Below are 25,405 nucleotides of genomic sequence, written 5' to 3' on the forward strand. Positions count from 1 at the left end.
GGGAGCGCTCAGACCTCGATGACGAGTTCCGGCCGGTAATCCTCTTGCTCGCCCTTGTTGGCGTAGCCCAGCGGATTGGCGACCACGCGGCAGCGATGCAAGACCTCGCCGCGCGGGCCGCTCGGCGACTCGACGACGTAGTCGTGCGCGCAGTGCAGGTGGCCGTGCAGCCAGAGATCCGCGAACGGCAGCAGCTCGTCGAGCGAGTTGCAGAAGCCCGCCGTCCCCGGTGTCAGGCCGTAGCGCGGGTCGGCGCTGCGCAGGCTCGGCGCGAAGTGCGTGACGGCGACCGTCGGGCCGTCGAAGGGCTGCGCGAGCGCTTCGCGCAGCCAGGCCTGGCATTCGAGCGAAAGATCGCGCATGCCTTCGGCGAGCATGTGCTGGCCGTCGATCAGCGTCGAGTACTTGCGCAGATAGTGATTCGCCGCGCGGAAGGCCTTCTCGCGCGCGGCGAGCTGCTTGGTCGGCGTCGCTTCGCGCGCGGCCAGCGCGTCGAAATCGGCCCACAGCGTCGTGCCGATGAAACGCACACCGTCAATGACCATGGTCTCGCGGTCCAGCCAGTCGATGCCGAGCTCGGCACAGGTCTGCCGCAGCCGCGCCTGGGCGGTGGGGAAGTCCAGGCCGTCGTACTCGTGATTGCCCGGCACGTACAGCACTCGCGGCCATGCGGCGTCCGCGCGCTTCGGCGAGAAGCGGCCCAGGCCGAAGTCGTCGGTGACCAGCCGCGAACCCGCCTGGTACGAGCCCACGTCGCCCGCCAGCACCAGCAGATCGACGCCCGGCGCGGCAATGGTCTGGAAGTCGGTCTGGCGCTCGAGATGGAGGTCGGAGATCAGTTGCAGGCGCACGGCGAATCACGGAAGGAGCGCCGGAGAACGGCGGAAGGGGCGCGATGGGCGGCAATCGCGTCGCGCCGCGCAAGCGCGCATTGTCCAACGCCAGGCGGAAGTGCCGATCCACCGAACGGTCACCCGGCAGCGAGATCCCGGAAAGCGAAAGGCGCCCCGAAGGGCGCCTTGATCGTTCAGCCGCGGCGGCTCGCCATCCAGGACAGCGGCGAGAACACCGTCGCCGGTGGCGAGGCCTCCGACTCCAGCCCGTAATCGCTGCGGCGGAAGTCCTCGTACTCGCTGTCGTCCCCGAAGCTGGCCTCCATGCCAAACGCGGTCCCCATGTCGGCCGGCTCCGGTTCGTGAACGCCGGGCGTGTTGCGGCGGAAAAGGCGCAGGGCGGACGTGATTCGCATGATGGACCTCGTCGAAAAGCACGGGGGCTCGGATCTCGCGCCGCCGATGCCGCGCCGCGATGACAGCCACAGTTTGCGCGCCTTTACCTTCGGATAAATCCCCAGGTTGCGGGTCGCCGGGAACCGCGTTCACAAATACACACAGCTTGGGGTAAACCCGCCACAGGGGATGTGAAATAACCACGCTCCCTACTTAGGTGTGATGCCCCCCTCAAACAGGGGTGACTATGCTTCGTCCCTTCCGTAGTTTCCCTGGGCCATTGCCTTCCTCATGTCTCCTCTGATCCACAAGTCGATGACCTGGGCCATCGTCAGCACCGTGGTGCTGACCTCCGGCTGGCTGGCCAACTCCGTGCAGGACAAGCACGAACGCGGCGGCTTCCGCCTCCCGCTCGCGCAGCAGAAGGCGTCGTCGGCGCCTTCGTCCACGCCGCCGGCCCACCTGCCGCAGGCACGCGTGCAGGTCGCCTCGCTCAAGCGCTGATTGAAGCGCTGACGGGCTCGCGGCGCCAAGGCGCCACGGCTCAGCGCGCGATCAGCCTGCGATCAGCGCGTCCCGGGCGCCGCGCGCCAGCGCTTCCCCGATCTGGTCCAACAGCGCCGGCGGCGTTCCGCCCTCCGCCAGCGCGGCCGTACCGCCCGGCGCCGGCGTCTCGCCACCCAGCTTCCACTGGTGCCAGTACAGGGCGACGTCCACCTGCACCTCCGGCCGCAGCGCGACCAGTTCGCCGCTCGCCAGCAGCGGCCGCACCTGCAGCTCCGGCGCCACGCCCACCCCCCAGCCCATCCGCACCGCGTTGACGTAGCCCTCGCTCGACGGCACGTAGCGCGCGTTCAGCCGCGCCGAGCGCAGCCCCATGGCCTGCCGCACCCATTGCTGCTGGGCATCGTCCTTGCGGTTGAACACCAGGAAGGGCACCTGCGCGAAATTTGCAGCGCCCAGGCCTTGCGGAAGGGCCTGGGCAGCGAACGCCGGGCTGGCGACGGCGATGTAGCGCATGACGCCAAGCGGCTGGGCGATGCATCCGCGCAACGCCTGAGGCACCGTCGTGACGCATCCCAGCACCTCCCCCTGGCGCAACCAGTCGTGGGTGAAGTCCTGATCGTCGACCACCAGTTCCAGTCCGAACCCCTCCCGCAATCCGCGCTGCACCAGCGGGTCGAGCGCCGGGAGCACCCAAGTGGCCAGGCTGTCCGCGTTCACCGCGATCGGCAGCCGCTCGGTCTGGGCCGCCTGCACGCCCAGCTCCCGGACCACGTCCGAGCGCAAGGCCGCGAGCTGGCGGGCATATCGCAGCAGGCGCTTGCCGGGTTCGGTCAGCCTCAGCGGCCGGGAGCGCACGACCAGCAACTGGCCCACCTGCGCCTCCAGATTGCGCAGGCGCTGAGACACGGCGCTCTGCGTGATGGCCAGCGTCTCCGCGGCGCGCTCGAAGCTGCGTTCGTCCGCCAGGGCGGCGAGGCAATCCAGGCCGGCGGCATCCAGGTCTTTCATTAGCGTTCCTAATGGAGTCGCTGAGATATTAATCCCGCTTCATGGAATGAAGCGCGCTCTCCACAATCCGCCCCAGCCGCTTCCCCGGAGCGGACGGAAGCACTCGCCCCGAAAACCCTGTTTTCCGATTTCCCCCGCCCATGTCCACCCCCAGCGCGGCCCTGTTGCAAGGCTGGCTCACCGGAGCCGGCCTGATCGTCGCCATCGGCGCGCAGAACGCGCTGGTGTTGCGCCAGGGCCTGATGCGTCAGCACGTGGCGCCGGTGGTGGCGGTGTGCGCGCTGTCGGACATGCTGCTGATCTGGCTGGGCGTGTTCGGACTGGGCCGGCTGATCGCCGCCAGCCCGCTGCTGATGGAAGCCTTCCGCTGGGGCGGCGCCGCCTTCCTGCTGGCCTACGGCGCCAAGGCCGCGCTGCGCGCGATCTCCCCGAAGGCCGGCCTGCAGGCGCAGGCGGGCAGCGCGTCGCTGACGGCGGTGCTCGGCAGCACGCTGGCCATGACCTATCTGAATCCGCATGTCTACCTGGACACGGTGGTGCTGCTGGGCACCGTCGGCGCCCAGCAGCCGGCGGGCCTGCAACTGCCGTTCGCGGCGGGCGCCTCGGTGGCGTCCTGGATGTGGTTTTCGCTGCTCGGCTTCGGCGCGGCGGCGGTGGCGGCGCCGTTGCGCCGTCCGGCGGTCTGGCGCAGCATCGATGCCTTGATCGCCCTCGTGATGGCCATCCTGGGACTGCAGCTGATCCTGCGCCCGCTGGCCTGACGCCCCCCACGCGACATCGACGCGGAACCACAAGTTCACCTGGAGCTCTCCCATGAAGGTCATCGTCCTCGGCGCCGGCATCATCGGCATCCACACCGCCTGGTACCTGCTGGACCAGGGTCACGATGTCGTCGTCGTCGACCGCCAGCCCGACGCGGCGCTGGAGACCAGCTTCGCCAATGGCGCGCAGATCTCGGTCTGCTTCTGCGAGCCCTGGGCCAATGCCGGCGCGCCGTTCAAGGTCGCGAAGTGGCTGCTGAAGGACGATGCGCCGCTGCTGTTCCGCCCGCGGCTGGACCCGGCGCAGTGGCGCTGGGGCCTGTCCTTCCTGGGTCAGTGCACGACGGCCGCCTTCGAGCGCAACGTCGAGCAACTGGTGCGCCTGGGCCGCTACAGCCACGAGTCGCTGCAGGCGCTCGTCGCGGAAACGGGCATTGAGTACAACCGCCTGCAGAAGGGCATCCTGCATTTCTTCGGCAGCGAGGCCGACTTCGAAGCCGGCGCCCAGGGCGCCGAGATCATGCGCCGCCACGGCGTCGACCGCCGCGTGCTGAGCCGCGAGGAGGTGTTCGCGATCGAGCCGGCGCTGCGTTCGGCGCAGCAGGCGGTCTTCGGCGGCACCTACACGCCCAGCGACGAGTCCGGCGACGCGCGCGTCTTCACGCAGGCGCTGGCGAAGCTGGCCGAGAAGCGCGGCGCGCAGTTCCTCTGGAATCACGACATCGTGACGCTGCAGCCGCAAGGCCACGAGGTGGCGGGCGTGCAGGTCCGCTCGCGGGAGACCGGCCAGACGCAATGGCTCAAGGGCGACGCCTACGTCGTGGCGCTGGCGTCCTACGCGCCGGGCCTGACCAAGCCGCTGGGCGAGCACCTCAACATCTATCCGGCCAAGGGCTACTCGGCGACGCTGCGCCTGAAGCAGCCGGAGCTGGCCAGCACCGTCAGCCTGCTGGACGACGCGCGCAAGATCGCGATCTCCCGGCTGGGCGACTTCGTCCGCATCGCCGGCACGGCCGAGCTGGTGGGCCTGGACACCAGCCTGGACACGCCGACCTCCAAGGTGCGCTGCGAGTCGCTGATCCGCCGCTATGAGGAGCTGTTCCCCGGCGTCGCCGACCTGAGCGAGCCCAACTACTGGACCGGCCTGCGCCCCAGCACGCCGACCAACGTGCCCTACATCGGACGCAGCCAGAAGGCCTCGAACCTGTGGATCAACGCCGGTCACGGCACGCTGGGCTGGACCCACGGCGCGGGCTCCGGCCGCGCGCTGGCCGAGTTGATGAGCGGCAAGCGCCCCGAGCTGGACTTCGCCTTCTACGGCGACGCGTTGCCGGCCAAGCCGGTGCGCAGCCTGCAGGCGGCTTGATTCGATTGATTCGAGGGCGATCCGCGGAATGACGCCACGGAGCCCCTGACGCCGTCATCGGCACGGCGTTCCCCCTTTGAAGGGCGCGGCTAGAATCCGCGCCCTTTTCGCATTCACGCCGCGCCATGTCTTCCTCGTCCTCCGGCCTGCCGCGCGACTTCTGCGCCATCGACTTCGGCACCTCCAACTCGGCGGTCGCCGTGCCCGACGCCGAGCGCGCCGGCGCGATGCGTCTGGTGCCGCTCGAAGGCGGCCACGTGACGATGCCGACCGCCGTCTTCTACTTCGCCGAGGGCCGCCACGACGCCGACGGCCCGCCGCGCGCGTTCGGGCGCGCGGCGCTGGCGGCCTACGTCGAAGGCACCGACGGGCGGCTGATGCGCTCGATGAAGAGCATCCTCGGCTCCAGCCTGATCGACCAGGTCACCGATGTCGGCGGCGGCAAGGGCGTGAAGTACGCGGACATGCTGGCCGGCTACCTGAAGCGGCTGCGCCGCCAGGCGGCCTCGGCCGACGGCCATGAGCCGCGCCGCGTCGTGCTGGGCCGGCCGGTCTACTTCGTCGACGGCGAGCCCGAGCGCGACGCCGCCGCGCAGGCCTCGCTGGCCGCCGCGGCGCGGGCCGTGGGCTTCGAGGACGTCCACTTCCAGTTCGAGCCGATCGCCGCGGCCTTCGACTTCGAGCAGCAGGCCGAGCGCGAGCAGCTCGTGCTGGTGGCCGACATCGGCGGCGGCACCTCCGACTTCTCGGTGGTGCGGGTGGGCCCGGACCGGCTCCAGCGCCTGGACCGGCGCGAGGACATCCTGGCCAGTCACGGCGTGCACATCGCCGGCACCGACTTCGACCGCCACATCGAGCTGACCGGCATCCTGCGCGAATTCGGCTACCGCGCGCTGGGTCCCGCCAAGCCCGGCCAGACGCCGCGCGAGGTGCCCAGCGGCGTCTACTTCGACCTCGCCACCTGGCACCTGATCAACACCTGCTACAGCCCGCAGCGCGTCATGGAGCTGCGTGGCATGAAGAGCTTCTACGGCGACCCGCGCCATCACCAGCGCCTGATGACGGTGCTGGAGGAGCGGCTCGGCCACGAACTCGCGAACCGCGCCGAGGACGCCAAGATCGAGGTCGCCGGCGGTGGCGGCTGCACGATCGACCTCGGCCTGATCGAATCCGGGCTGTCGGTCGAGTTGTCGGAGACCGCGGCGATGGACGCGCTGCGCGGCGACATCGAGCGCATCGCCCAGGCGGGCCGCGAGACGGTCGAGCGCGCGGGGCTGAAGCCGTCGGACATCGACGCGCTGTACTTCACCGGCGGCTCCACCGGACTGCGGGTGCTGGCGGACCGCATCGCCTCGGACTATCCCGAAGCGCGCGGCGTGCGCGGCGACCGCTTCGCGTCGGTGGCGACCGGTCTCGGGCTGCACGCCGCGCGTCTGTTCGCGGCGTGATCCACGCGCGCGGGAACTTCGGGTTCACCCGGAGGTCCGAGGGCGGAGCCGTGAAGAGGGCGCTGATAGATTGCCGCCTTCCTCATGTTTCCAGGCCGACACATGCCCATGTCCTGCGCTCCGTCGCCGAGCCCGCTGCTCTCGCTGCTGCCGCTGGCGCTTTCCGTTTCCGCCGCGATGGCCGCGCCAGCGGCCGATCAAGCGATCGATGAGGCGGCCGCCACGACGCCCTTGACCCCCGCCGCGTCGCTGGCGCAGGTCTATCAGCAGCCGTCGGCCGCGATCCGCGCGGTGCTCGACACGAAGGGCCTGCCGGTCTACCAGGTCTCGCCGGACCAGCGCACGCTGGCCATCGTCGGACATCGCCGCTTCCGCACGATCGCCGAGCTCGCGCGCCCGGTGCTGCGCCAGGCCGGCCTGCGCTACGACCCGGCCACCGACAGCCCGCAGCTGATCTCGGAGATCGAGTCGCTGACGCTGCGCGCCTTGCCCGGCAGCGGCGCCGGCGCGGACCCCGCCGCGGAGCGCCAGATCGCGCTGCCGGCGGGCGGCGCCTTCCATCTGCTGCGTTTCTCGCCGGACGGCAAGCGCTTCCTGCTGAACCGCCGCACCGCCACCGCGGTCGAACTGTGGGTGGGCGAGGTCGCGAGCGGCAAGCTCAAGCCGGTGCCCAAGCTGCGGCTGCACACGATGCTGGAGAACGACGTCGTGTGGCTCAGCGGCCATGAGCTGCTGACGCTGACGGTCCCTGCGGGACGCGGCCCGGCGCCGGTCTTCGCGGCGCCCTCGGGGCCGTCGATCCAGGAATCCATCGGCCGCAACTCGCCGGAGCGCACACAGCAGGACCTGCTGACCAACGCGCAGGACGCGGCCGTCTTCGCGCATCACGCGACCTCGCAGCTGGCGCGCGTCGACCTGAACACCGGCGCGGTCAAGCCGGTCGGCGAGCCGGCGATGTTCAGCCGCCTCGAGGCGCTCGGCACGGCAGGCCAGGTCCTGACGACGCGTCTGCTCGAGCCGTTCAGCTACCAGGTCGGCTGGGACGACTTCGCGACGCAGGCGGAGGTCCGCGGCGTCGACGGCAAGGTCGTGCCGGTGGGCCGCACCAGGCTCAAGGAAGGCGTGCCGGTCGAGGGCGTCATCACCGGCCCGCGCCAGTTCTTCGCGTCGCCGGGCGCGGACGGCGCGGTCTACTGGGTCGAGGCGCTCGACGGCGGCGACACGCGCGTGCCGGCCGAGCATCGCGACCGGCTGATGCGCCTGGACGCCCCGTACACCGGCGAGGCGCGCGAAGTGCATCGCATCACGCAGCGGCTGATGAAGCTCGATTTCCTCGAGGGCGGCGAGCAGGCGCTGGTGGCTGATGTCGACGTCGCGAAGATGCGCACGTCGACCGAGCTGGTGACGCTGGCGGGCACGGCGCCCGCGCAGCGCCTGATCGAGCGCTCCCTGCGCGACCGCTACCGCGATCCCGGCACGCCGCTGGGCCGCATGCAGGCGACGGGCCGCTCGGTGATCCGCGTGGACGACGGCGCGATCTGGAACTTCGGCCTGGGCGCGAGCCCCGAAGGCGACAAGCCCTTCATCGACCGGCTCTCGCTGGCGGACAACAAGAAGACGCGCGTCTTCCAGTCCGGCGTCGCCGCGCAGGGCGGCGACGCGGCGCACTTCGAGCGCCCGCTGGCGGTGCTCGATGCGTCGGGCGCGCGGGTGTTGACGGTGCGCGAGAGCGTCACCGAACCCGGCAACGTGATGCTGCGCGATGGCGCCTCGCTGGCCGGCATGAAGCCGCTGACCGACGTGAAGGACCCGACGCCGCAGCTGCGCGAGATCCAGCGCGAGTTCGTGCGCTTCAAGCGCGCCGATGGCGTGGAGCTGTCGTTCTGGCTGTACAAGCCGCCGGGCTACAAGGACGGCGAGCGCCGCCCGACCTTCGTCTGGGCCTATCCGCTCGAGTACACGGACGCTTCGACGGCGAGCCAGGTGAGCGGCTCCAGCAACCGCTTCGCGAGCTTCCCGGCCACCAGCCCGCAGATGCTGCTGCTCGATGGCTACGTGGTGCTGATGGACGCGACCATGCCGGTGGTCGGCGATCCGAAGACGGTCAACGACAGCTTCATCGCGCAGATCACGGCCAACGCGCAGGCGATCATCGACAAGGCGGTGGAGCTGGGCGTCAGCGATCGCGATCACATGGTGGTGGGCGGCCACAGCTACGGCGCGTTCATGACGGCCAACCTGCTGGCCCACACCCACCTGTTCAAGGCCGGCATCGCGCGCAGCGGGGCCTACAACCGCAGCCTCACGCCGTTCGGCTTCCAGAGCGAGCGCCGCACCTACTGGGAGGCGCAGGACGTGTACCAGAAGCTCTCGCCGTTCAACTACGCGGATCGCCTGAAGGAGCCGCTGCTGCTGATCCACGGCGAGGCGGACAACAACTCCGGCACCTTCCCGATCCAGAGCGCGCGGCTGTACCAGGCGCTGGCCGGCACGGGCGGCACGGTGCGCTACGTCACGCTGCCGTTCGAGTCGCACGGCTACACGGCGCGCGAGTCCATCGGCCACACGCTGTGGGAAATGAGCGAGTGGATGAAGCGCCAGGTCGGACCCGGCGCCGCGATCCCTCAGCGCTGACGGCGGGGCGGCGGTCCGCCGCGGCGCGGACCGCCAGGGCCGCCCGGCCCGCGCGGCTTGGCCACGGGGCGCGGCCGCGAGACATCGGCCAGCAGCAGCGTCGCGCGCACCAGGCTCTCGACGGCGTCGTCGAGCTCCTCGGGCGGCTCCAGGCTCTCGATCTCCTCGAGCAGCGCGTCGGCGTCCTCGAGGTCGTCGGGGTCGAGGTGCATGTAGAGCTGCGCGAGCGGCTCGGTGAGCTGCGACTCGTCCAGGTTCATCAGCGCCGGGAACAGGTCGGCCGCGAGCGCGAAGCCGGCCACCCACGGCAGCACGGTCTCGGACGGGGACGCGTCCTCGTCGAGTTCGAAGACCCAGGGGTCGAACCATTGGCGATCGGAAATCGCCTGCTTGAGCTCGCGCTCACGGCGCTGCACGAGCTGCAGCAGCGGCTGCGCGTCGTAGCGCGCGGGGGCGGGGCGGCCCTGCTCGGCGTCGAGCACCCATCGCCACCAGTCCGAGAGCGGCACCGGCTTGGGCTGCAGGATCAGCGCGACGAGGAAGCCGTCGAGCATCGAGGCATCCAGCGGCTCCAGGGGCGCGGGGACCTCGTCGAGCAGCGACTGCAGTTCGTCGAGGTCGTCGTCGCTCCAGGCCTCGGGCGGGGCACTGGGCGCGGCCATCGCGGCCGACGGCGCGCGGCCATGCTGAGGACGCGGACCGCGCGCGGGCGCGCCGGTCTTGGCGGCGGGCGCGCGAGGCGCGGACTTCTGAGGAGGCTTGGACGCGGTCATGGGGCGCGATTATCCGGGCGGGTCCCTCGCGGGCCGCGATGTCCATTCAACGGGCGACGGACCGCGTGCCTGGGCATGTGTACGGGGATGCCTTCCGTGGGACACCGCACGAAAGTCATGGGCCGAGACCGGCGATGGCGTGCAGTTTTCCGTATTGCGGAGTGCTTCTTACACCTGCTGACCATTTTCACGGCGTATCCCACCTAGAGGGGATGCCTGCCGCTCAGGGTTCGCCCTAGAGTCCACCTCACGCCTTCCGACGGCGCGGCCCCACAGGCCCCGGCGGCAGGCACCGATCCCAACGACGTCCTTTCTAGGACTTGCAACGCCCGGTCAGCTCGCTGGTCGGGCGTCCTTTTTTGCGGGTCGGGACGCGGCCGGTGGTGCTCTTACGATGCATGCCATGCCCACGTCGCCAAGCGAAGCCCCTTTCCGATTCGACGCCGCGATGGCGGACGACGCTGAAGCCCTGGTCGCGCTGCGCATCGCCGCGATGCGCGAGAGCCTCGAGCGCATCGGCCGCTTTGATCCGCAGCGGGCGCGCGAGCGCTTCCTCTCCAGCTTCGATCCCGAGCGCACCCGCCACATCGTCGTCGACGGCCAGCGCGTCGGCTTCGTCGTCACGACGCGGCAACCTGGCTGGCTGGCGCTCGATCATCTCTATATCGATCCGGGCTGGCAGGGGCGCGGCGTCGGCGCAGGCGTTCTCGCCGAGGTCTTCGGCGAAGCGCGAGCACTCGGCCTGCCGGTGCGCGTCGGCGCCCTGAAGCAGAGCGACTCCAATCGCTTCTACCAGCGGCACGGATTCGAATTGGTGGAAGAGAGCGAGTTCGACCTCTACTACGTGAGGCCCGCGGACTGAGGCCCGCCCTCAACCCTGACCGCGCCGCTCCGGCTGATCCTGATGCAGGAACACCGCGAAGGTGTCCCACGGCAGCGGTGACTGGATCTGCTTGAGGATCCGTCCCACCTCGCCGCGGTGGTATCCGTCGTGGGTCACCACGTGGAACAGCATCTCCTCGCGCGTCATCGCGCCGCGGTCGCCATCGGTGAAGGTGAATGCGACCCGCTCGGCCAGTTGCTCGGGCGTGATCGATGCGACGTACTCCAGCAGCCACCGGTCCGAGGCCGCATGCGCCGCGCGCAGTGCCTGCGGCGTGGGCGTGTCGACGGTGTTGTTGGCCTCGTAGCCGTGAGGCTGGCCGGTCAGGTGGCCGGTGAAGATCTGATTGACGACGAACACGTGGTTCAGCACGCGCAGCGCCAGGTGGCGCTCCTCCCCGCACCGCTCGGCATCGAGGTCTTCGATCGCCCGCAGGAACCCGTCATGGGCCCAGGCCTGGTAGCGGAACAGGGTCGACAGCATCGATGCGGTGCTCATGGGCGCTCCTTGGCAGTCGGCCCGGGATGGGCCTCGGCTGGGCGACATCATGACAGCGCCGCTTCGGACGGGCCGGAGGTCAGCCCGGCGGTGCGGGCTCGTCAGGCTGAACGGCGATCACCTCGCAGCTCGCGAGCACCGTCCGCAGTTGCGCCGCCGTGAGCTCGGCAACCAGCAGCGGCCGGCCGCCGACCGGCTCGCCCGCGGCTTTCGCCGCGTCGAGCGCGCGCCGCACACTGGCCATCGCGGCCGGCCCCGGCTTGAGCCGCAGCAGCACCCGGGCCGGACGGTCCGGGTTGCGATCCAGCGACGCGAGCAGCGCCGCGGCGCCTTCGATGGCATCCATGGCAGGGCACTCCCCGGTGGAAGAGGACAGCGGCGCGCCCGGCGAGCCGGCCACCGCGCCGTCGCCGCCCATCAGCGCGCAGGCCGTGCCCAGCAAGGCGGCGGCGATGCATGCTGGCATGCGCAGACGCGACAGACGCGGTGACCCGGACATCATGGTTGGGCCGTCACGATGGTGCTGGTGGCCGGATTGTTGTCCAGCATCACCCAGCCCGGGCAGCTGTTGCCCGAGCAGGCCGCGCCCGTCGAGCGCCAGATGCGGCCGGTGTTGTGACGCTGGAAGAGCCCGGTGGTCGACGCCTCGATCTGCACCGTGGCGCCGTTGTTGTCCAGCATCGTCCAGCCCGGGCAGCTGTTGCCGCTGCAGACCGTGCCGGTGAAGCGCCAGATCTTCCCGTCCACATGGCGCTGGAACAGCCCGCCCACATTGGCCGCGATCTCGCGGGCCGCCGGGTTGTTGTCGAGCATCGTCCAGCCCGGGCAGCTGTTGCCCGAGCAGGCCACGCCCGTCGAGCGCCAGATCGCGCCGGTGTCATGCAGCTGGAACAGCGCGCCGCCCGCCGCCGCGAGCGCGACGGTGTGCGGGTTGTTGTCCAGCATCGTCCAGCCGGGGCAGCTGTTGGCGGAGCAGGCCACGCCCGTCGAGCGCCAGAGGCGGCCGGTGTTGTGGCGCTGATAGAGCCGCGTGCCGTCCGCGACGATGTCGACCGTGGCCGGGTTGTTGTCCAGCATCGTCCAGCCGGGGCAGCTGTTGCCCGAGCAGGCCGCGCCGGTCGAACGCCAGATCTTGCCGTCGGCATGGCGCTGGTACAGCGAGGTCCCGCCCGCCGCGATCTGCTTCGTGGCCGGATTGTTGTCGAGCATCTGCCAGCCCGGGCAGCTGTCGGCGCCGCAGCGGATGCCGGTGTAGCGCCAGACCTTGCCGTCCGCGTGCAGCTGGTACAGCGCGTTGCCGCCGGCGGCGATCGCCTTCGTGGCCGGGTTGTTGTCGAGCATCACCCAGCCCGGGCAGGCGTTGCCGCTGCAGGCCACGCCGGTGTGGGCCCAGATGCGGCCGTCGCCGTGGAGCTGGAACAGCATGCCGCTGGACAGCGCGAACGGCTGCGGCGCCAGTTGCCGCACGGCTGCCTCGATGTTGATGCGCCGCCGCGTCAGGTTGTTGCGCGCGTCGGTGATCGCCACGCCGGTCGATTGCAGCGCGCCGAGGATGTCGCCCACGTTGGCGCCGGGCACCACCGAGCGGATCGCCGCGAAGGCGCCCGTCACGTGCGGCGTCGCCATCGAGGTTCCGCTCTTGACGCCGAAGCCGCCGCCCGTCACCGACGAGTTGATGCTCGAGCCCGGGGCGAGGAGGTCGACCAGCGCCGCGCTGTTGGAGAAGCCCGAGACCACGTCGGCCTTGGTGGTCGAGCCGACGGTCACCGCGGTCGAGATGCAGCCCGGCGCGCTGACGCCGGTCGTCGAGCCGTTGTTGCCCGAGGCGATCACCGTCGCGACGCGAGCGGCCAGCAGATCGTCGATGACGTCCTTGCGGGCGTCGCCGTCGCAGGCCGCGGCGTTGACGCCGCCGCCCAGGCTCATGTTCACCGCGACGACGTTGCGCGCGGCGCGCCGGTCCAGCACGCGCTGCAGGCCGCGGATCTGGTCCGAGGTGAAGCTCAGCGCGCAGGGCGAGGCGGTGCCGGCGTTCGCGCAGGGCGTGTTCCCCGGCGTGTCGGTGAAGCGGGAGAACACCTGCACGGCCATGATGTTGGCGTCGGGCGCCATGCCGTTGAAGGTGATGGCGCCGAAGGCGCGGCCGGCGGCGATGCCGGCCACATGCGTGCCGTGGTCGCAGCCGCTGACGGCGCAGGCCGCGCCCGAGCCGACGGCAGTGCTGCTCGAGGCGCCGCCGGGGCAGACCGAGGTCGAGTTGCTCGAGGCCGAGGTGGTCGAGAAGCAGGCCTCCTCGACGACACGGCCGTTCAGGAACGGATGGTTGCTCTGCACGCCGGTGTCGAGGATCGCCACGGCGGTGCCGGCGCCACGCGCACCCAGGGCCTGCGCCTGCGGCGCATGCACCAGCGGGCCGGAGTCGGCCAGCGTCGGCGGCACCGGCACGTCCTCGGTGAGTTCGGCCACCTCGCCGTTGGCCACGAGCGCGTCGAGCTGCGCCGCGTCCACTTCCATGACCACGAGCGAGGTGTCGGGCAGCGCCTGGACGGCCTCCGCGCCGCGCGCCCGCAGGCGCAGCGCCAGCTGGTCGCGGGCGCTGCGGATGGCCGGGGTCTCGCCAAGCGCGCGCAGCGGCTCGGCGGCCGGGCCGGTGCCAGCGGCGAGCGCCGACAGCCGCGCGATGACGCGCACCTTGCGCGGCGACTGCAGCGCCTTGGCCTTCAATGCGGCGTAGCCGCCCACGCGCAGCGCCTCGCCGGTGGGCAACTGCACGCCGGGCACCATGTCCGGATCCCGGCTCGGGGTTTGTGCCGCGGCGGGCGTCACGCCCAGCCACACGGCGCTCGCGCCGCCGAGAACCGCCAGGGCGGCCACGCGGCGCATCACTTTCAACGATGTCATACCTGTCTCCCGACGGCCAACAGCGACCGCCTGGGGGCCACTTTCGGCGGCCAGGCCGCGCGGAAAAACCGCTGGTCTAGGGATGCCTTCCCCCTTGGGAAGGAGGCGCAGGCCCCACGGTTAAGGGATGTTTCCCCACTGCGGGGGAGGCGGAAGGGGTTCGAACGGACGCGGAACCGGTGCGAGCAGCAATCCAAGAATCGTGCAGCATCGTGCATAAACGAGATGAAACATGCATACTGCGGCGCTTCAACCGAGGGCGACATGACGCAACCCGACCTTCCCCAAGCCCGCCGGCAGCTCATCGCCGAGCGCCTGTCGGCCGGCCAGTCCGTCGTTGCGGCGGACCTCGCCGCCGAGTTCAAGCTGTCCGAGGACGCGATCCGCCGCGACCTGCGCGCGCTGGCGGCCGATGGCCTGTGCCGCCGCGTCTATGGCGGCGCGGTGCCGGTGCAGGAGAACGATCGTCCGCTCGCGGCGCGCTTGCGCGAGGCGCCGGGACGCAAGTCGGCGCTCGCGCGGGCCGGCGCGGCGACGGTCCGGCCGGACGAGCTGGTGTTCATCGACACCGGCAGCACCAACCTGGCGCTGGTCGAGTTCCTGCCCGAGGACGCCGGACTGACCATCGCCACCAACGCGGTCGACGTCGCGGCGGCGGTGCTGCGCCGGCAGGACCTGCGGCTGCTGATGCTGGGCGGCGAGGTCGACCGCCACCTGGGCGGCTGCGTGGACGCGGCCGCGGTCGACGCGCTCTCCCGGATGCGCATCGACCGGTGCTTCGTCGGCGTCTGTTCGCTGTCGGTGGCGGACGGCGTCATGACGACGCAGTTCAGCGAGGCCGCCTTCAAACGCACGCTCATCCGGAACAGCCGCCAGGTCGTGGCGCTGCTGACCAGCGACAAGGCGCGCGCTTCGGCGCCGCACCACATCGCCGACTTCGCGATGCTCAAGACGGCCGTGATCGAGCAGGACCTCGATGCCGGCGTGGTGCGGGGCCTGCGCGAAGCCGGCGTCGACGTGATCCCCGTGGAGACGTCGGCATGAGCGCCGCCCCGCACACCCTGGCGGGCACCGAGCCCGCGGTCGAGAAACCCGAGCACCGTCTCGCGGTCCGCCTGGCCTTCCTGGTGGCGGGCTTTGGCGTCGCGTGCTGGGCGCCGCTGGTGCCGTTCGCGCGGCAGCGGTTGGGCGTCGACGAAGGCGCGCTCGGCGTGCTGCTGTTGTGTCTGGGACTGGGCTCCGTCGTGGCGATGGCCGCGGCTGGCATGTTGAGCACGCGCTTCGGCACGCGGCGGGTGATCGTCTGCAGCGGATTCGGCATGGCGGCGCTGCTGCCGCTGCTGGCGGTGGCGGGCTCGCCCTGGACCCTGGGCCTGGTGCTGGCGGCATTCGGCGCGTGTTTGGGCTCGCTCGACGTGGCGATGAACATCAACGCGCTGGAGGTCGAGCGCGCGGCGGGCAAGCCGCTGATGTCCGGATTCCACGGGCTCTACAGCGTGGGCGGCTTCATTGGCGCGGCGTTCATGACGCTGCTGCTGTCGATGGACTTCGAGCCGTTGCACGCGACGCTGCTCGGCGCCGCGCTGATGACGCTGGCGGTCGTGGTCGCCTGGCCCTATGTGCTGGAGACGGCGCGCTCATCCAGCGGTCCGCTGTTCGTGATGCCGCGCGGCCTCGTGTGGCTGATGGCGCTGCTCGCCGCGGTGACCTTCCTCGCGGAAGGCGCGGTGCTGGACTGGAGCGCGCTGCTGCTGACCGAGGCCAAGCTCGTCGCGCCGGCTCAGGGTGGCATTGGCTTCATGCTGTTCTCGATCGCGATGACAGCGGGGCGGCTCACCGGCGATGCGGTCGTCGCGCGCCTGGGCGATCGCACGACGCTGGTCGTCGGCGGCGTGATCGCGGTGGCCGGCGTGGCGGCACTGCTGCTCGCGCCGGTCCGCTTGATGGCCCTGGCGGGCTTCGTGCTGATCGGCCTGGGCGCGTCCAACCTCGTGCCGGTGCTGTTCCGGCGCGCTGGCCAGCAGGCGGTGATGCCGGCCGCGTTTGCCGTCTCGGCGGTGACGACGGCCGGCTATGCGGGCGTGCTGCTCGGGCCGGCGTTGATCGGCTTCCTCGCCGCCGGGGTCGGACTGTCGACGGCGTTCTGGCTGCTGGCCGCGCTGCTCGCGCTCGTGCCCGTGAGCGCGGCGAAGGTCACGCGCTGAGCCGTCTCAGTAGCCGCCGTCCATCACCCCCTTGAGGTGTTCCACCAGCCGCCTCACCCCCTGCGGGGTGTGGCTGCTCCAGGGGTGGATCGCATAGATCGCATCGCCGAAGAAACCCACCGGGCGCCACTCCGGCAGCACCTCGACGAGGCGGCCTTCGCGCACCGCCTCGCCGGCACTGAAGTCCGGCAGCAGCGCGATGCCGACGCCCGACAGCGCGGCATCCCGCAGCACTTCGCTGTTGCTCGCGCGGAAGAGACCCTGCACCGGCACGCGGATGCGCTCGGGCGTGCCGCCGCCCGCGCCGCGTTCGAAGAACCATTGCGCCGGTCCGGGCCGCAGATAGGGCAGGCAGCGGTGCTGCGCCAGTTCCGCGGGATGCCGCGGCACGCCCGCCCGCGCCAGGTAGGCCGGACTGGCCGTCAGCAGCGCGCGTGACGCGCAGAGCTTGAACGCCACATGGGTCTCGGGCGGCGCGCTTGTGTGCCGGATCGCGAGGTCGAAGCCTTCCTGCGCCAGCGGCACGAGCCGGTCGGACAGATCGAGTTCGATGCGCAGTTCCGGATAGCGCTCGAAGAACGCGGGCAGCGCCGGCGCCACATGCTGCCGGCCCAGCGCCACCGGCGCCGTCACGCGCAGCAGGCCGCGCGGCGTGCCGGCCGCCTCGCGGGCTTCGCTCAGGCTGCGATTGAGCAGGGCCAGACCGGGCTCGGCCTGTTCGACAAGGCGCAATCCCGCCTCGCTCAGCCGCACCGAACGCGTTGTCCGCTGGACCAGTTGCTGGTCGAGGTGGCGCTCCAGGTCCGCCACGCGCTGGCTGACGGCGGCCTTGGAGAGCCCCAGCCGCTGCGCCGCTTTCGTGAAGCTGCCCAGCCGCGCGACCGCGATCAGCGCCTGCAACTGCGACCACAGCAGTTCATCGCGGGCTTCGGCCTTCAAGGGCGAAGGGGAGGCCGAGGGCGAGGGCGAAGGTGGGAGCGATGACGGGGGGAGGGCGGGGTGTCGCGAGGCCATGACTGTTCAGTCTATCGAACAATGTGGTTGCCGATCTGGTCTAGGCAGGGGGAGGGGGGATGCCTAGACTCGTCCGCATCCCACAGAAGCAGGAGACCGACGTGACCCAGACCGCCCCCGCCGCTTTCACCGACCGCGCCGACATCCCCCATTTCATTGCCGGCGAGCGTCGCGCGGCCACGTCGGGAAGGAGCCAGGCGGTCTTCAATCCCGCCACGGGCGAGGTCGCGCGCCAGCTCCAGCTGGGCAACGCGGCCGATGTCGAGGCCGCGGTCGCCGCGGCGCGCGCCGCCTTCCCGGCCTGGGCCGATGCGCCGCCGCTGCGCCGCGCGCGGGTGATGTTCAAGTTCCTCGAGCTGCTGAACCAGCACCGCGACCGCCTCGCCGCGATGATCACCGCCGAGCATGGCAAGGTCTTCACCGACGCCCAGGGCGAAGTGGCGCGAGGCATCGACGTCGTCGAATTCGCGTGCGGCGTGCCGCAGTTGCTCAAGGGCGACTTCACCGAGCAGGTCTCCACCGGCATCGACAACTGGACCACGCGCCAGCCGCTGGGCGTCGTGGCGGGGATCACGCCGTTCAACTTCCCCTTCATGGTCCCGATGTGGATGGCCCCGATTGCCATCGCCACCGGCAATGCCTTCATCCTCAAGCCCAGCGAGCGCGACCCGTCGCCGAGTCTCGTCATCGCCGAGCTGTTCAAGGAGGCCGGGCTGCCCGATGGCATCTTCCAGGTGGTGCAGGGCGACAAGCAGGTCGTGGACGCGCTGCTGCACCATCCGGACGTGCGCGCGTTGAGCTTCGTGGGCTCCACGCCGATCGCGCAGTACATCTACGAGACCGGCGCCAAGCAGGGCAAGCGCGTGCAGGCGCTGGGCGGCGCGAAGAACCACATGGTCGTCATGCCCGATGCGGACATCGATCAGGCCGTTGACGCGCTGATCGGCGCGGCCTACGGCTCGGCGGGCGAGCGCTGCATGGCGATCTCGGTGGCGGTGCTGGTCGGCGACATCGCCGACCGCATCGTGCCGCGGCTGGCCGAGCGCGCGAAGGCGCTCAAGATCAAGAACGGCATGGCGCTCGATGCCGAGATGGGCCCGATCGTCACGCGCGAGGCGCGCGACCGCATCGAAGCGGCGATCGCCACCGGAGTCGAAGAGGGCGCGGCGCTGGTGGTCGACGGGCGCGGCCATCAGGTGGAGGGACTGCCGGGCGGCTTCTTCACCGGCGGCACGCTGTTCGACCACGTGCAGCCGTCGATGCGCCTGTACAAGGAGGAGATCTTCGGCCCCGTGCTGGCCTGTGTGCGGGTCAAGGACTTCGGCGAGGCGCTGGACCTGGTCAACGCGCATGAGTTCGGCAACGGCGTGGCGTGCTTCACCAGCGATGGCAACGTGGCGCGCGAGTTCGCGCGGCGCGTGCAGGTGGGGATGGTCGGCATCAACGTGCCGATCCCGGTGCCGATGGCCTGGCATGGCTTCGGAGGCTGGAAGAAGAGCCTCTTTGGCGACATGCACGCTTATGGCGAGGAGGGCGTGCGCTTCTACACCAAGCAGAAGAGCGTCATGCAGCGCTGGCCCGCCAGCATCGCCAAGGGCGCCGAGTTCGTGATGCCCACCAGCAAGTAAGAGGCGGCGAGCGCCGCGTGATCGGCTAACCTAGCCGGATGTTTCCGAGCGGCGCCCCTTCCTCCGAACCCCTCTCCCGCGAGTCCTTCGACGGCGTGCCGCTGGGCGAGCTGCTCGAGCGCGCGCGTCTCGCGCAGCAGGAAGCCCGGCTGGACGATGGCCTGGCGCTCGCCGATGCGATCTGGCATCGCGCGGATGCCGAGGGCTACATCAACGAGCAGGCCGAGGCCGGCCGCCTGCGCAGCTTCTTCCGCCTGCGCCGCGGCGATCTGCGCGGCATGCTCGACGCCGGCGAGCGCGCGCTGCGCCTGATGCGCCCGCTCGGCGCCAGTGCCGCGACCTGCGAGCTGCTGCGCTGGATGAGCCTGGCGGCCTGCGAGCTCGGCGCCTACGAGCAAGGACTGGCCTGCGCGCATGAGGCGCTGAAGCTGGCCGGCGAACTCGGCGACCTGCGCCTGCACGCGATCGCGCTGAATGGCCTGGGCGCCTGTTTCGAGCGCATGGGCGATCCCTGGCAGGCCGAGCGCCTGATGACCGAAGCCGCCGGCCTGCTGCGCACGAACGCCTCGCCCTATGAGCGCGTCGTCACGCTGACCAACCTGTGCACCGTCGCGCTCGGCGCCTATCACCTGCAGCGCGACGGCGCCGCCCCTGAGCAGGCGGCGCGAACGCTGGAACGCGCGCTCGAGCTCGCACGCGAGGCCCGGCCCCATTCGCTGGCGCTGGGCGACCGCTACGGCATCGCGCTGACCGCCTCCAACTTCGGCGAGGTGCTGCTGCTGATGGGCCGCCTCGACGAAGCCGAGCCGCTGCTCATCGAAGCCCGCGAGGCGAGCGAGCGCGCCGGCTTCCGGCTGCTCGACTGGCGCCTGCGCTGCATGCTCGCCGAACTGCAGCTCGCGCGCGGCCAGGCCAGCGCCGCCTGGCAGCAGCTGCAATCGCTCCAGGCCGAGACGGAGGGCGATGCCGATGCCCCGGGCCCGCCGCCGCTGGTCCTGCGTCAGCGTCTTCACCACGCCAGCCATCGCGCGGCGAAGGCGCTGGCGTTGCTCGGTCCCTCGCTGCACCACCTCGAGCAGGCCCGCACCCTTGAGCGCCGCCGGGCCGTCTCGCAGTTGATGGCGCAATCGCAATATTTCGTCTCGCGGATGGAGGCCGAGTTCGCCGGCGATCCGGCGAATGCCGCCACGCGCGACGCGTCCGAGTTCAAGGACCCGCTGACCGGCCTGGGCAACCGCCGCTGTCTCGAGGCGCGCCTGCCGCCGCTGCTGCGCGCGGCCGAGCAGGACGCCAAGCCACTCACCGTCGCGCTCATCGATGCCGACGGCCTGCGCAACATCAACGAGCGCCATGGCCACGAGATCGGCGATCGCGTGCTGCAGGAGCTGGCCCAGCTGCTGCGCGAGAACACGCGCGGCTCCGATCTGCTGCTGCGCTGGAGCGGCGAGGAGTTCCTGGTCGTCTTCCCCGACACCATCGCCGACCGCGCCTTCGAAGTCTGCGAGCGCATTCGCGCCAGCGTCTCGGTGCATCCCTGGAGCGAACTGGCCGCTGGGCTGGATGTGACGCTGAGCATGGGCCTGGCCAGCGCTCCCCCCTATGCCACCGATCTGTTGATCGCGCGCGCCAACGCCGCCGTCGAGCGCGCCAAGCACCTGGGCCGCAACCGCGTCGCCCTGGCCTGAAGACCGCACACGGGGACAGGTTTTGCCTGCGGCCCGCCCGCGTCTGTTTCTACAATGAGAAGAGTTCTCATCTGGCCGGTAAACCCGCGCCATTGAGCCTCGCGCCAGCCTGATTCCCATGCTCCTCCGCGCCCCGCGACCTTGGTCGCGCGCGTCGCGCGATGCCGGAGCCGGACCCGCAAGCCCCTTCCTCTCCACCTCCCTTCGGGGCCGGTGCGCTTGCGCACGCCGGTACGCGGGTTCCTGCCCGCTCGCTGCTGTCCAGTCATGTCCCGCTGCTCTGCTCCCACTCCCCTCGCGGCCGCGCTGCTGATCTCGTCCTGCGCGGCCGCCGCGCAAGCCGTGCCGGTGTCCTCGGCCGACACTGCCCTGTCTGCTGAAGCCGCTGAAGCCCCGGAAAGCGCTGAAAACGCCGATGCGGTCGCCGATGCGGCCCGCTCTGGCGGGCGCACCGCGCTCGATCGCGTGACCATCAGCGCGGCGCGCAAGAAGCTCGAGGGCGCGAGCACGCGCCTGCCGCTGACCGCGCGCGAGACGCCGCAGTCGATGAGTTCGCTCGACGCCGGCCGGCTCGAGAACGAGACGCTGATCAGCATCAACGACGTGATGCAGCACATCACCGGCGTGAACGTGTCCTTCTATGACACCCAGCGCCCGCTGTACTTCGCGCGCGGTTTCCAGATCACCGACTTCCAGATCGACGGCGTGCCCACCTACAGCGGCAGCACGCAGCAGGAGTTCGACACGATCTTCTATTCGCGCATCGACGTCGTGCGCGGCGCCAACGGCCTGACGACCGGCGCGGGCATGCCGTCGGCGACGGTGAACATGATCCGCAAGCGGCCGGAGAAGGTCTTCTCCGCCTACGGCGGCATCGTGATGGGCTCGGACGACTTCCATCGGCTGGAGGCCGACGTCAACACGCCGCTGACCCGCGATGGACGCGTGCGCGCGCGGCTGATCGCGTCGGCACAGGAGAAGGACGGCTTTCGCAAGCGCCACAGCGAATCGAAGACCGCCGTCATGGCCGCGGTCGAAGCCGACCTGAGCGCGAGCACCACGCTGACGCTGGGTTATCAGAACCAGAACAACGTGCCCAAGGGGCCGATCTGGGGCACGATCCCGCGCTTCGCGTCGGACGGCTCGCTGGCCGGCCTGCCGCGCGACACCAGCTTCTCGCCGCCGTGGACGCGCTGGTCGCGCTACAACGAGACCTTCTACGGGCTGATCGAGCACAAGCTCGGCGACGACTGGACGCTCAAGGCCATCGCCAATCACAGCGAGGGCAACACCTTCAGCCTGCGCACCTATGGCAGCGGCTATCCCGATCCGGTCACCGGCGCGGGTCTGAAGTTGCTGGCGGCGGTGGGCAAGAGCTGGGAGAAGCGCGACAGCCTCGACCTCTACGCCTCGGGCACGGTCCAGCTCTTCGGGCGCCGGCATGACCTGGTCATCGGCGCCAATGGCGTGAAGACGACCACGACCACGCCGACGCTGAGCTCGATCGCCAACTGGAGCTACGACATTCCGGACATCCGCAGCTGGGACGGCAATGCGCCGGCGCCGAGCTACCGCGACACCGGTGCGAAGCGCGTGGCCGTCACCGAGCAGAGCGGCGTCTTCGCGATGGGCCGCTGGAAGGTGCTGGACGCGCTGTCCGTCATCACCGGCGCGCGGCTGAGCTACTGGAAGACGGGCACCGACAACTTCGACACCACCGGCAAGTTCACGGGCAGGAGCGGCGCTTACAAGGTCACGGACGAGGTCTCTCCCTACTTCGGCGTCGTCTACGACCTGAGCGAATCGCTCTCGCTCTACGCGAGCCATACCGACCTGTTCAAGCCGCAGAGCAACAAGGACAGGAATGACAACCTGCTCGCGCCGGTGCGCGGCAGCAACACCGAGTTCGGCCTCAAGGGAGAGTTCTTCGACAAGCAGCTGGCGGTGTCGGCCGCGGTCTTCGAGGCGAAGCAGGACAACTACGCCGTGCGCGACCTGTCCCTGCCCGACGACTTCCGTCTGCCCGACGGCAGCTATCCCTACATCGGCGTGGATGGGACCAGAACCAAGGGCTTCGAGCTCGACGTGGCGGGCCAGATCGCGCGCGGCTGGACGGTGAATGCCGGCTATGCCAACACGCGCATCACGCGCAATGCCGCGGACTTGATCTACGCCAACCTGCCGCGCCACACGGTGCAACTCAGCACCAGCTACCGGCTGCCGGGCACGTGGGAAAAGCTGACGCTGGGCGGCGGCCTGAACTACCAGAGCACGGTGCGCGGTTTCGGCATCGCGCATCCGGTGCTGGGCACGACGACGGTGACGCAAGGCGGCTTCGTGCTGCTGAACCTGCACGCCAACTACCAGCTCAACGATCGCTTCAGTCTGGGCGTCTCGATTCGCAACGCGCTCGACAAGACCTATTGGGCCAACCTCGACTATCCCAACTACGGCGACCCGCGCAGCGTGATGCTGAGCGTGCGGGGCCGCTTCTGACCATGACGAGGAACGCCGCCACGGCAAAGACCGTAGCCGCGACAGCGGGCGTGCCCTGGCGTTATCGCGCCGCGGTGGCCTCGCGCGCACTGGCCGCGCTTGGCGGCGGCTACGCGCTGGCGTCGGCGCTGGCGGCCGCGGTCGCGGTGCATGGCCAGCCAGTGCTGTCCGGCCACCGCGCCGAGGCGGCCATCGCTGGCGTGATGCTGGGCTTCATCGCCTATGCCGCCGCCTTCATGACGGCTTTCGCCGCGCGCAGCGCGTGGCGCGCCTGGGCCTGGGTGCTCGGGCCGGCGCTGCTGCTCGGCGCGAGCGTGCTGCTGCCGCGCTGGCTCGGATGAGCCCGTGCACCGATCGTCATCAACCTCCACGATCCCCATGAGAACCGACGGCGCGCGCGAAGGCTTCCGGCAGGCGATGGCCTGGCTTCACACCTGGACCGGGCTGGTGCTCGGATGGGTGCTGTTCGCCATCTTCCTGGCCGGCACCTTCGCGTTCTTCAAGCAGGAGCTGAACCTGTGGAGCCGGCCCGAGCTGCACGCGCTGCCGCCGGCCGGGCCGTTGACCGCCGCGCAGCTGGCGCAGGCGGAGCGCAGCTTGAACGCGCTCGCGCCATCGGCCGCAGGCTGGCGCTTCTCCGCGCAGGACGAGCGCCGGCCGCAGGCCTCGGCCTTCTATCGGGAGCCGCCGGCCAAGCCGGGCGAGCGCGCGCGCTTCGTGCAGCGCTGGTTCGATCCGTCGACCGGCGAGGCGGTCGCCACGCGCGACACCTTCGGCGCGGGCGAGTTCTTCTACCGCTTCCACTTCGAGCTGCGCTCGGCGCAGCAGAGCCGGTGGATCCTGGAAGGCCGGTGGGCGGTCGGGCTGGCGACGCTGCTGATGCTGGTCGCGCTGCTGACCGGCATCGTCACGCACCGGCGGATCTTCAAGGACTTCTTCGTCTTCCGGCCGAAGGCCAAGGCGGCGCAGCGCGCGTGGCTGGACGCGCACAACATCTGCGGCGTGCTGGCGCTGCCGTTCTACCTGGTCATCACCTTCAGCGGGCTGATGACGATGCACAGCCAGTACCTGCCGGCCGGCATTGCGGCCGCCTATGGCGCGAAGACCGGCGAGTACTTCGGCGAACTGAGCGGTGATGGCGTGCCGCGATCGCGCGGACGCGAGGCGGAGATGGCCGCGCCGTTGCCGCTGCTCGGCGAGGCCGGCTGGAGCGCGCTGCTGCGCGATGCGCGCCGGCATCTGCCCGGTGGCCGCATCGAGGCGATCGGCCTGCAGCGCGAGGGCGCACGTGCCGTGGTGGAGATCGTGCCCCACGATGGCGACCGGCTGCAGTACCGCGGACCGCGGCTGTTCTACGACGCCACCTCGCTGCAGTTGATCCGCCGCGCGGACAACGGCCGGCCGGCGGCGAAGACCTATGGCGTGCTCTACGGCCTGCATGTCGCGCGTTTCGCGGATCCGCCGCTGCGCTTCGTGCTCGTGGGCCTGGGGCTGCTGGGCACCGCGATGATCGCGACCGGGCTGGTGCTGTGGAGTGTCAAGCGACGTGCCGACGCGGAGCGCCGCAAGGCCGACCCCGGCGCGGGGCACAAGCTGGTGGAGGCGCTGAACATCGGCGCGATCGCGGGTCTGCCCATCGCGATGGCGGCCTTCTGTCATGCGACGCGCTGGCTGCCGCTGGGGATGGCGGAGCGGCCCGACGCCGAGATCAAGATCTTCTATGGCGTGCTGGCCTTGGGTTTCCTCGCTGCGGCGCTCGGGGCGCGCTGGCGGCACCTGTTCGCGGCCGGCGCGCTGGGCTGGGCGGCGCTGCCGGTGATGGACGCCCTTGGCGGCTGGCCTTTCTGGCAGGCCGGACCCGCGGTGCAGGCGGTCAACGCGGGCTTCGCCGTGGTGGCGATGCTGCTGGCCGTGCTCGCCTGGAAGTGCAAGCCGGGCGCGCCGCCGTTGTCGATGAAGAAGAAGGCCGTAGCACCGCCCGAGGCGCTCGCCGCCGCGAGCGCGGAGGGCGCGCCATGAGCTTGCTGCATCCGCTGCTCTGCAGCTTCACGGCGTTCGCCGCGCTGTGCCTCGCGATGGAGCGGCACCACGAGGAGGCACTCGATCACGCGCCCAGTCCGCGCCGCGTGAAGCGTCTGCGCGCGGTGGCGGTCGCCGCGTTCATCGTGTCGTGGTGGACCGTCTTGCCGCGGCCGGACCCTGGCATCGCCTGGACCATGTGGACGGCCCAACTGACGGCCGGCGCGATCGCCGTCGCCGTGCTGGCCACGTGGTGGCCCAGGCGCCTGCCCGCTGCGGCGATGGCCGCCGGCGCGGCGGCGGTGATGCTGATGCCGCTGCTGCCGTGGTCCGGCGCGCCGGCTGGTTGAT

Annotated in this window: 22 protein-coding genes; 14 read left to right on the forward strand and 8 right to left on the reverse strand. The window is 70.8% G+C overall.

Features of this window, described 5'->3' with window-relative positions; all coding sequences use genetic code 11:
* Nucleotides 1-8 precede the first annotated feature (8 nt).
* Both ABDW61_RS01285 and ABDW61_RS01290 read right to left on the reverse strand, forming a co-directional pair.
* The gene (locus ABDW61_RS01285; RefSeq protein ID WP_343635401.1) at nt 9-851 is read right to left on the reverse strand and encodes a metallophosphoesterase; all 843 of its coding nucleotides are present in this window, start codon (nt 849-851) and stop codon (nt 9-11) included.
* A 176-nt stretch (nt 852-1,027) separates the two neighbouring features.
* The gene (locus tag ABDW61_RS01290) at nt 1,028-1,249 is read right to left on the reverse strand and encodes a hypothetical protein (RefSeq protein ID WP_343635403.1); all 222 of its coding nucleotides are present in this window, start codon (nt 1,247-1,249) and stop codon (nt 1,028-1,030) included.
* Between the two features lie 271 nt (nt 1,250-1,520).
* Between ABDW61_RS01290 and ABDW61_RS01295 the strand changes: the two genes are divergently transcribed.
* The gene (locus ABDW61_RS01295) at nt 1,521-1,733 is read left to right on the forward strand and encodes a hypothetical protein (RefSeq protein ID WP_343635405.1); all 213 of its coding nucleotides are present in this window, start codon (nt 1,521-1,523) and stop codon (nt 1,731-1,733) included.
* A gap of 51 nt (nt 1,734-1,784) precedes the next feature.
* Here the strand turns inward: ABDW61_RS01295 and ABDW61_RS01300 are convergent, their stop codons facing one another.
* The gene (locus tag ABDW61_RS01300; protein ID WP_343635407.1) at nt 1,785-2,744 is read right to left on the reverse strand and encodes a LysR family transcriptional regulator ArgP; all 960 of its coding nucleotides are present in this window, start codon (nt 2,742-2,744) and stop codon (nt 1,785-1,787) included.
* Nucleotides 2,745-2,884: 140 nt separating this feature from the next.
* Between ABDW61_RS01300 and ABDW61_RS01305 the strand changes: the two genes are divergently transcribed.
* From ABDW61_RS01305 to ABDW61_RS01320, 4 genes are all read left to right on the forward strand, one after another.
* Nucleotides 2,885-3,505, forward strand: a complete 621-nt coding sequence (locus ABDW61_RS01305; protein ID WP_343635409.1) for a LysE/ArgO family amino acid transporter — start codon at nt 2,885-2,887, stop codon at nt 3,503-3,505.
* A 52-nt stretch (nt 3,506-3,557) separates the two neighbouring features.
* The gene (locus tag ABDW61_RS01310) at nt 3,558-4,871 is read left to right on the forward strand and encodes a D-amino acid dehydrogenase (RefSeq protein ID WP_343635411.1); all 1,314 of its coding nucleotides are present in this window, start codon (nt 3,558-3,560) and stop codon (nt 4,869-4,871) included.
* Between the two features lie 125 nt (nt 4,872-4,996).
* Nucleotides 4,997-6,319 (forward strand): Hsp70 family protein, encoded by a 1,323-nt coding sequence (locus ABDW61_RS01315; RefSeq protein ID WP_343635413.1) that lies wholly within the window; start codon nt 4,997-4,999, stop codon nt 6,317-6,319.
* 108 nt (nt 6,320-6,427) lie between these two features.
* Complete coding sequence (locus ABDW61_RS01320; protein ID WP_343635415.1) at nt 6,428-8,953, forward strand: prolyl oligopeptidase family serine peptidase; 2,526 nt, start codon at nt 6,428-6,430, stop codon at nt 8,951-8,953.
* On the opposite strand, the gene ABDW61_RS01325 is transcribed toward ABDW61_RS01320, so the two are convergent.
* On the reverse strand, nt 8,944-9,726 hold the full coding sequence (locus tag ABDW61_RS01325; protein ID WP_343635417.1) for a YecA family protein: 783 nt from the start codon (nt 9,724-9,726) through the stop codon (nt 8,944-8,946). The genes ABDW61_RS01320 and ABDW61_RS01325 overlap by 10 nt on opposite strands.
* A 448-nt stretch (nt 9,727-10,174) precedes the next feature.
* Here ABDW61_RS01325 and ABDW61_RS01330 point away from each other — a divergent pair, with 448 nt between their 5' ends.
* Nucleotides 10,175-10,588: a GNAT family N-acetyltransferase gene (locus tag ABDW61_RS01330; protein WP_343635419.1), complete on the forward strand. Its 414-nt coding sequence runs from the start codon at nt 10,175-10,177 to the stop codon at nt 10,586-10,588.
* Nucleotides 10,589-10,597: 9 nt separating this feature from the next.
* Here the strand turns inward: ABDW61_RS01330 and ABDW61_RS01335 are convergent, their stop codons facing one another.
* The 3 genes from ABDW61_RS01335 to ABDW61_RS01345 form a co-directional block, all read right to left on the reverse strand.
* Nucleotides 10,598-11,107, reverse strand: coding sequence for a DinB family protein (locus tag ABDW61_RS01335; protein ID WP_343635421.1), 510 nt, complete (start codon nt 11,105-11,107; stop codon nt 10,598-10,600).
* A gap of 79 nt (nt 11,108-11,186) precedes the next feature.
* Nucleotides 11,187-11,573 carry a hypothetical protein gene (locus ABDW61_RS01340; protein ID WP_343635423.1) on the reverse strand — a complete coding sequence of 129 codons (387 nt, stop codon included), beginning with the start codon at nt 11,571-11,573 and terminating at the stop codon, nt 11,187-11,189.
* 32 nt (nt 11,574-11,605) lie between these two features.
* Nucleotides 11,606-14,008 carry a S8 family serine peptidase gene (locus ABDW61_RS01345; RefSeq protein WP_343635425.1) on the reverse strand — a complete coding sequence of 801 codons (2,403 nt, stop codon included), beginning with the start codon at nt 14,006-14,008 and terminating at the stop codon, nt 11,606-11,608.
* Between the two features lie 264 nt (nt 14,009-14,272).
* Between ABDW61_RS01345 and ABDW61_RS01350 the strand changes: the two genes are divergently transcribed.
* Together ABDW61_RS01350 and ABDW61_RS01355 are read left to right on the forward strand one after the other, a co-directional pair.
* On the forward strand, nt 14,273-15,052 hold the full coding sequence (locus ABDW61_RS01350) for a DeoR/GlpR family DNA-binding transcription regulator (RefSeq protein ID WP_343635427.1): 780 nt from the start codon (nt 14,273-14,275) through the stop codon (nt 15,050-15,052).
* On the forward strand, nt 15,049-16,212 hold the full coding sequence (locus ABDW61_RS01355; RefSeq protein WP_343635429.1) for an MFS transporter: 1,164 nt from the start codon (nt 15,049-15,051) through the stop codon (nt 16,210-16,212). Before ABDW61_RS01350 ends, ABDW61_RS01355 begins: the two co-directional genes overlap by 4 nt.
* A gap of 6 nt (nt 16,213-16,218) precedes the next feature.
* Here ABDW61_RS01355 and ABDW61_RS01360 read toward each other — a convergent pair whose 3' ends face one another.
* Nucleotides 16,219-17,151 carry a LysR family transcriptional regulator gene (locus ABDW61_RS01360; RefSeq protein ID WP_343635431.1) on the reverse strand — a complete coding sequence of 311 codons (933 nt, stop codon included), beginning with the start codon at nt 17,149-17,151 and terminating at the stop codon, nt 16,219-16,221.
* Between the two features lie 176 nt (nt 17,152-17,327).
* Here ABDW61_RS01360 and ABDW61_RS01365 point away from each other — a divergent pair, with 176 nt between their 5' ends.
* The 6 genes from ABDW61_RS01365 to ABDW61_RS01390 all read left to right on the forward strand — a co-directional run bounded on the left by ABDW61_RS01365 (nt 17,328) and on the right by ABDW61_RS01390 (nt 25,404).
* Nucleotides 17,328-18,854 (forward strand): CoA-acylating methylmalonate-semialdehyde dehydrogenase, encoded by a 1,527-nt coding sequence (locus ABDW61_RS01365; protein ID WP_343635433.1) that lies wholly within the window; start codon nt 17,328-17,330, stop codon nt 18,852-18,854.
* A 38-nt stretch (nt 18,855-18,892) separates the two neighbouring features.
* Entirely contained in the window at nt 18,893-20,539 is a 1,647-nt protein-coding gene (locus ABDW61_RS01370) for a tetratricopeptide repeat-containing diguanylate cyclase (RefSeq protein WP_343635435.1), read from the forward strand.
* Nucleotides 20,540-20,806: 267 nt separating this feature from the next.
* On the forward strand, nt 20,807-23,035 hold the full coding sequence (locus ABDW61_RS01375; RefSeq protein WP_343635437.1) for a TonB-dependent siderophore receptor: 2,229 nt from the start codon (nt 20,807-20,809) through the stop codon (nt 23,033-23,035).
* Nucleotides 23,036-23,037: 2 nt separating this feature from the next.
* Entirely contained in the window at nt 23,038-23,376 is a 339-nt protein-coding gene (locus ABDW61_RS01380) for a DUF3649 domain-containing protein (protein ID WP_343635439.1), read from the forward strand.
* A gap of 37 nt (nt 23,377-23,413) precedes the next feature.
* The gene (locus tag ABDW61_RS01385; RefSeq protein ID WP_343635441.1) at nt 23,414-25,054 is read left to right on the forward strand and encodes a PepSY-associated TM helix domain-containing protein; all 1,641 of its coding nucleotides are present in this window, start codon (nt 23,414-23,416) and stop codon (nt 25,052-25,054) included.
* On the forward strand, nt 25,051-25,404 hold the full coding sequence (locus ABDW61_RS01390; RefSeq protein WP_343635443.1) for a DUF3325 domain-containing protein: 354 nt from the start codon (nt 25,051-25,053) through the stop codon (nt 25,402-25,404). Before ABDW61_RS01385 ends, ABDW61_RS01390 begins: the two co-directional genes overlap by 4 nt.
* Nucleotide 25,405 lies beyond the last annotated feature (1 nt).

Origin of the sequence: Roseateles sp. (assembly GCF_039595595.1) — a bacterium.
Taxonomy (GTDB): Bacteria; Pseudomonadota; Gammaproteobacteria; order Burkholderiales; family Burkholderiaceae_C; genus Roseateles.